Here is a 6,423-nt window from a genome sequence, read left to right as displayed (position 1 = left end):
CCGTAGGTAGTGCCGACGTTAGTCGGCTCCCATCGCTGCCAAAGACCTCAGCCGACTAACGTCGGCACTACGATGCCCGCCCATGGACTATTCAGCATGACCGGCTGCTGGGGTACTTATAAGTTTCTGCTTCCCTTATACCGCTTTCTGATGCGGTGGAGCGAGGCACGATGAGATCCCTTGGTGTGCATAGCGTTTTTCGGACACATCCGACTCGTCGCACTCCCCCATGACCTGGCAGGTGGGGCGCGTGCAGTCATCATGAGGAATTCAACCATCCCACCGCGCCGCACCTGCTAGGTCTCATGGGCCGTTGGCACCTCAGACCTGCCATGTGTGCGCCGGTGGGTCTGTGGGGCTACGCATGGCCGCTCACCCTTGAACATGCCGCATCATCAAGCACGCAAAAGCCCATTGGGACGCCATGTTCGGCAATCTGCAATCTACAATCTACAATCTACAATCTACAATCTACAATCTGCACTGCTACCGGCTACTCAGCGCAACCTGTTCGGTGCGCAGGCGCTCAGTCACCGCAGCAACGACCGCTAGGGCCGCCATGTTGCCCTGCTGCAGTTCTTGCACCGCATTATCCAGGTAGGTTGCGAGCGCTCCAAGACTGGCGGCGGTTGCATTCAAACGCGCCTCAAGGTTGGCCGCCTGAACCGCTAGGGCCGTATGGCATGCGATCAGTTCGAGTAGGTTGAGTTGCTTGGGGTTAAAGAGGCGACTCTCGCTCGTGGTAATGGTAAGTGCGCCAATCGATCGGGAACCCCACAGCAGCGGTGCGGCCATCGCACAGCGGGTGCGCGTCTCATCTTGATCGAGACGCAACCCGATCCAACGCTGGTCGGTATCGGTCTCGTCAATAATCATGGGCACCTGCTCACGCATCACGAGGCTACTCAGGCCATAGTTGGCAACTTCGTGGGTACGTTCAGGGCTGGGGGACGTGCCATCACTCAGGATCAAAACTGGCTGATCAAAGCTTTCAGTGGGCATAATCAGCACCGAGGCCCGTTCGCCGCCGAGCATTGCGGGGACTTGGGTGGCGATCTGGTGGGCCAGCGCTAAGGGTTCGTTGGGGGCACTGATCACTGCCCGGCCAAAGGCAAGCAGTTGGTCAATCGTATCATCTTGGGTACGCATATCTCCCGCCCAGTCGTTGAGCTGAGCTTGGAGCGATGAGTATTCCAGGGCAGCCCCAATGATATGGCCCAGGGCACTCATAAGGGCGCGATCATCATCATCAAAAGGGTGCTGACGCCGAGCCTCGATGCGCCCAATCACTTGGCGCCCAATCAGCACCGGCCCACAAAGACGCTGCGGATCATCACAATGGATCAGCTGGGTGCCCGCAGGCACATCAATCTTGAGTTGTTCAACCAATAACCAATCACAGGCAAGATCGTGCAGGGTGGGAAGGGGGTCAGTCCGTCGCGCAGCCGCAAGGAAGGTGCCATACCCCAATAACGCCTCGCGTAGTCGTACTGCTCGACTTGGTGCAGCATTGAGTTGTGATGTCATGCAGATGCCTATGTTCACGAATGTCTAGCCAACGCTGGCTAATAATTGTATTAGCATACAACATTTTAGCGTGGCTGTCACTACGTCCGTTGGAAGCATGAAGAAACTGTCATTCTTTTGTTATTTCTTGACCGCTTCAGCCTCAACAAGCAACAAACAGCGAGGGTATGGTATGATACTAGTCCCTGTATCTTTGCGAAATAGCCATAGGTTATCAGCACCATGAGTCACGAACATGTTCCTGTTGCCATTCCCCGCGCCGAGGCGATGGCCTACGCCGCTGCCTATGAGAGCGCTGTGCTGTTCGCTGGTTCGGATCGTGGCCGCATCTGGATGCGCGACCGTGATCGTGCCGCGTTGCTCAATCGTTTGACGACCAACCAGATCGAGGGGTTGCATCCAGGCCAGGGGTGCGAAACGGTGCTTACGTCGCCGATTGGACGCATCATCGATCTGCTGAAGGTCATCTGTCTTGATGAAGGGCTGTTGGTGGTGACGAGCCCAGGCCGTGGCCCGGCGATTCTGCAGCATCTACGCAAACAGGTCTTTTTTAACGATAAGGTGCAGATTGAGGACGCAAGCCTTCAATTGAGCCAGTTGGGGCTCTATGGGCCGTTGGCCAAGGAGTTGCTCGCTGAGGTGGGGCTCGGTTCCGTGCCGTTGCATGCCTATGGCATGCTCGCTACCACATGGCGCGATGCACCGCTCTACATTGTCGTCACTCGCCCCCTCGGTGGCGCAGGCTTTTGGCTGATTGCCCCTCCGGCAGCACTGGCGCAACTCAATCGGGCCTTGCGGAGCGCCGGGGCCTATACGCTCGACAGCGATACCTACCATGTGCTGCGGATCGAAGCGGGGCAACCCGCGTATGGCCATGAACTGTCGCTCGACTATATTCCCCTCGAGACGGGGCTGTGGGATGCGGTGAGCTTTGCGAAGGGGTGCTATGTGGGCCAAGAGATTATCGCCCGCATGGAGAGCCGTGGGCGCTTGGCCAAGGCGCTACGTGGCCTGCGCTTCATCGGGAGGCCCACATTTGCCTCAAGTTCAGGCCAGCCGCTGGCTCACCTTGAGGTGGACGGCAAAGAGGCCGGTGATCTCACCAGTATCGCCGAATCACCACGCTATGGCTTGATTGGCTTGGGCTATGTGCGCAGCGCCTACCTCAAGGGTGATCAGCCCTTGCAGATTGCAGGTTGTACTACTGAGTTAGTAGAGTTGCCATTTGGTCTACGGACATAGCTATGCAGAGGCGTGTGATCCGTCGGCGGCCAAACGATCGCAAGCAGCAACGTACCCGCCAGCATCAACGCGATCAGCAGGTACTCACTGCGCTCTATCAGATCAGTTTGGCTTGCCGTGGAGACCCTAGTTTTCAACAGGTCTTTGAGACGATTCGCCATGAATTGGCGAACGTCTTTACGTTTGATGCGGCCTATATTGCGCTCTGTGCGAGCAATTCGGGTAACTTCCGCGCTGCCTTGCTGGTAGATGAAGATCTGAGTGAATTTCTTGAGCATATTGAGTATGGGGACTTGACTGGACAGATTGTGACTTCGGGCCAGCCACTCTTCTACCGCGATCTCAGTGCGGATCATGTTGCTTGTCAACAATCAACCACCTTTGGTGACCACGAGAAACTCTCACGCGCATGGATGGGTGTGCCGTTGCTGATCGATACGGCTGCCGTTGGGGTGATTTCGCTCCAGAGCTACCGTGTGGGCATCTATAAGCAGTCTGATCTCGATCTGCTCCAGCGTATGGCCAATGTGATTGCCGTCGCACTCCAGAATGTGGCGCTGTTGGAGCATCGTGCGCTGCTCCAGGCCGCCCTAGAAGCGCAGATTTCTGAGCGCACCGCCGAGTTAGCCGCGTTACAGAACATCTCGGATGGGCTGGTTGAACGGCAACCACTGACCGTTACGCTCGAACGGGCTCTGCATGAAGTCCTGCGTCTCTTTCAGCTTGATGCAGGCAATGTGCGCCTGCTCGATGAACAACGTCAACAGTTGGTACTCTACGCCCAGCATGGCTTCTCGGCAGACTATGTGGCCCAGACTACCTACATTGCGCTCACCAATAGCCCCATCCGTGAGGTGGTCTTGAGCGGCCAGTCGCGGATTACCCCCCATGGCTGGCGGCAGTACCACGCAAACTCGGAGTTGCCCCTTGAGATCTTTCCGCCCTTCGAGAGTTCGCTGATCATGCCGCTTACCTTTAGTGGCCGCGTCACCGGGACCCTGAGCCTCTTTGGCCTTGCGCCGCGCCCCTTTGATGAAGATGAGGTGCATTTGGCGCAGGGGGTGGCTTATCAGATCGCTATTCTGATCGAAAATTCACGCTTGCTTGATGAGCGTGAGCGCCAGATCGAAGAATTGGGCGCAATTGGGCGGATTGGGCAGATCGTAACCGCTTCCTATGATCTGGACCAGATGCTCGCTGCGATCTATCAGGTCTTTGTTGATCTAACAGATGCCACCATTTTCGCGCTCATCATCTGCGATCCCGAGAGCGGTGCGATCACCAATATGGCTTTTGTAGACGAGGGTGAATGGTTTTCGCTTGATCTGGTGGGACGGAAAATTCAGCCCAATTCGCTGACTGGTTGGATTGTGCAGCAGCGCGAACCCCTGCTCTTTGATGATATTACAACCCAAGTGAGCGAGTTGCAACGACGCGGGATCGAGCCCTCAGTCGTGGGCCGCACTACCCCGCCGCGCTCGTGGGTCGGGGTGCCGATTGTTGCTCCTGATGGCGAAATTATGGGCGTGTTGATGTTGCAGGATTATCGTCCGCAACGCTTCGATAGTGGTACGATTGACTTTCTTGGCCAAGTGGCGAGCCATATCAGTATGGGGGTGCAGAAAGTACGCCTCTTTGCTGAACGGGAACGCCTGCTGGTTGAAGCGCGCACCCACGCCCAAGCCGCTGAACTCCAGGCCCACCGGATTGCACTTGTTCACCGCATCACCACCCTGCTGGCTTCCAGCCTCGATCTCGATGAGATTCTTGATCTTGCCGCTAAAGAGCTTGTCCAACTCTTTGAGGTTGACCATTCGGGCACGGTCATCATTGAGAGTGAGGAGTATGGCTATGTGGCGGCTGAATACCCACTGACGGGTGTAATCGGCTTGCCACTCGATATGCGTGACAACGTAATCGTCAAGCATCTCAATGCCACCCGTCGCCCAGTGATCATTAGCGGGTTTGATCAGCATCCCCTGGCCGTCCAGGCGGGCGATGTCTGGCGGGCGATGGGCATTACTTCACTGGTTATCATCCCCCTCGTGAGCCGTGATCGCATCTTTGGCACAATCTCGCTCGACAGCTATCGCGGGGTACTCGACTTCAGCGCAGATGAACTTGAGTTGATGATGACGATTGCTACATCGGTGGCAGTGGCACTTGAGAATGCACGTCTCTTTGCTGCCGAGCAGGCCCAACACCATACAGCCGAGCGGCTGCGCGAAATGGCCCGCGTGCTGAGTTCATCCTTTGATCCCGCTGAAGTACTGCGTTTGGTACTCGAAGAACTAGGGCGGGTGATCAATTTTGATACCGCTTCGATTATGCTCCTAGAGGGTAAGACGCTGCGCATGGTTGCGACCAAAGGCTATCAGGATGCTCACCATGCCCAAACCCTCAGCCTACCGTTGGATGGGAGTGCGGCTGGCGAGGTAGCCCGCCGCCGCCAGTCCTTACTCTATGTGCGGGGCGAACAAGACCTACCATGGATGAACTTCGCGTCATCCGCCTCTATCGCCACATGGCTTGGCGTACCTTTGGTGGCCCGTGGTCGTGTAGTGGGGGTACTCAACATTGATGTGCGTATGCCTCCACCGCGTGATGACGACGCGATCTTGCCCCCACCGCGCCGCTTTAGCCAGCGTGACTTGGAGGTTGCAGGCAGTTTTGCCAATCATGCCGCCCTTGCCATCGAGAATGCCCGCCTCTACCAAGAATCGGTCACGCGGGTCGAGCAAGAGCTCGAGATTGCGCGCAACATCCAAACCAACCTCTTCCCCCGTCATTTGCCCAACCGCCCAGGCATCCGCATTGCGGCGCGTTGTATCCCTGCACGCGAGACGGGCGGCGACTTCTACGATGTTGTTGAGTTGGGCCAACACATTGGCATCATTGTTGGCGATGTGAGTGGGAAATCTATTCCCGCCGCGATGCTCATGGCCGCAGCACGTTCAATTACCCGTAGCGAAGCGCGCAACCACACGATCCCTTGGGTAACCTTAAGCGAGACCAACCGCTGGCTTGTGGATGACGTGCCGCGCAACAGCTTTGTGGCCCTGAATTATGCCCTTGTGGATCTGCAACAACAGCGTATCACCCTCGCCTCAGCCGGTCAACTCAGCCCGCTGCTCCATCGCGCTGATGGCAGCATCAGCTTCCTCGATAGCCCACCGGCCATACCGCTTGGGATCAACCCTAGCACTGAATATTGCCAAATCGAAGTCATGCTCGCCCCGAACGACACCATTCTCTTCTACACCGATGGCATTATCGAAGCCCACAATCAGCAGCGCGAACTCTTCGGCTTCGAGCGGATCGAGCAAGCCTTGCAGCGTTGGGGCAACCTTGAACCCAACGACCTGATCGAGCAACTCTTGGCCGAAGTCCATGCCTTCAGTGCGGGCATGCCGCCCCATGACGACATGACGATTGTGGTCATGCGGATGGGGCCATAGGCGTGAAGCGTAGCACCGCGCTAACAACCCTTGTTGTTCCGTGTTGGCGGCTACGCCGCCAATGAGGCTGCCTGAAAAGTCTATGCACTAGCGAATGAGGCTGTCTGAAACGTCTATGCACTGGCGTTGGAGTGCCGGCTTTAGCCGGCTAAAGCCGGCACTCCAACGCGTGCCCACTAGCTTTTCAGACAGCTTC

At 56.9% G+C, this 6,423-nt stretch carries 3 protein-coding genes; 2 read left to right on the top strand and 1 reads right to left on the bottom strand.

The window, feature by feature from the left end; genetic code table 11:
* Nucleotides 1-486: 486 nt before the first annotated feature.
* Nucleotides 487-1,527, bottom strand: a complete 1,041-nt coding sequence (locus CJ255_RS20685; RefSeq protein ID WP_097645975.1) for a GAF domain-containing protein — start codon at nt 1,525-1,527, stop codon at nt 487-489.
* 222 nt (nt 1,528-1,749) lie between these two features.
* On the opposite strand from CJ255_RS20685, the gene ygfZ reads away from it, so the two are divergent.
* Together ygfZ and CJ255_RS20675 are read left to right on the top strand one after the other, a co-directional pair.
* Nucleotides 1,750-2,769, top strand: coding sequence for a CAF17-like 4Fe-4S cluster assembly/insertion protein YgfZ (ygfZ, locus tag CJ255_RS20680; protein WP_097645974.1), 1,020 nt, complete (start codon nt 1,750-1,752; stop codon nt 2,767-2,769).
* 2 nt (nt 2,770-2,771) lie between these two features.
* Nucleotides 2,772-6,227 carry a GAF domain-containing protein gene (locus CJ255_RS20675; RefSeq protein ID WP_097645973.1) on the top strand — a complete coding sequence of 1,152 codons (3,456 nt, stop codon included), beginning with the start codon at nt 2,772-2,774 and terminating at the stop codon, nt 6,225-6,227.
* Nucleotides 6,228-6,423: the final 196 nt, after the last annotated feature.

It is taken from the genome of Candidatus Viridilinea mediisalina, from assembly GCF_002532535.1.
Taxonomy (GTDB): domain Bacteria; phylum Chloroflexota; class Chloroflexia; order Chloroflexales; family Chloroflexaceae; genus Viridilinea; species Viridilinea mediisalina.
The sequence above is the reverse complement of the archived record's forward strand: the minus strand, read 5'-3'. Positions and strand labels throughout refer to the sequence as shown.

What these genes read in the sequence shown, in the direction of transcription:
- CJ255_RS20685 (WP_097645975.1), bottom strand. Translation starts at nt 1,527, where the DNA reads ATGACATCACAACTCAATGCTGCACCAAGTCGAGCAGTACGACTACGC.
- ygfZ (WP_097645974.1), top strand. Translation starts at nt 1,750, where the DNA reads ATGAGTCACGAACATGTTCCTGTTGCCATTCCCCGCGCCGAGGCGATG.
- CJ255_RS20675 (WP_097645973.1), top strand. Translation starts at nt 2,772, where the DNA reads ATGCAGAGGCGTGTGATCCGTCGGCGGCCAAACGATCGCAAGCAGCAA.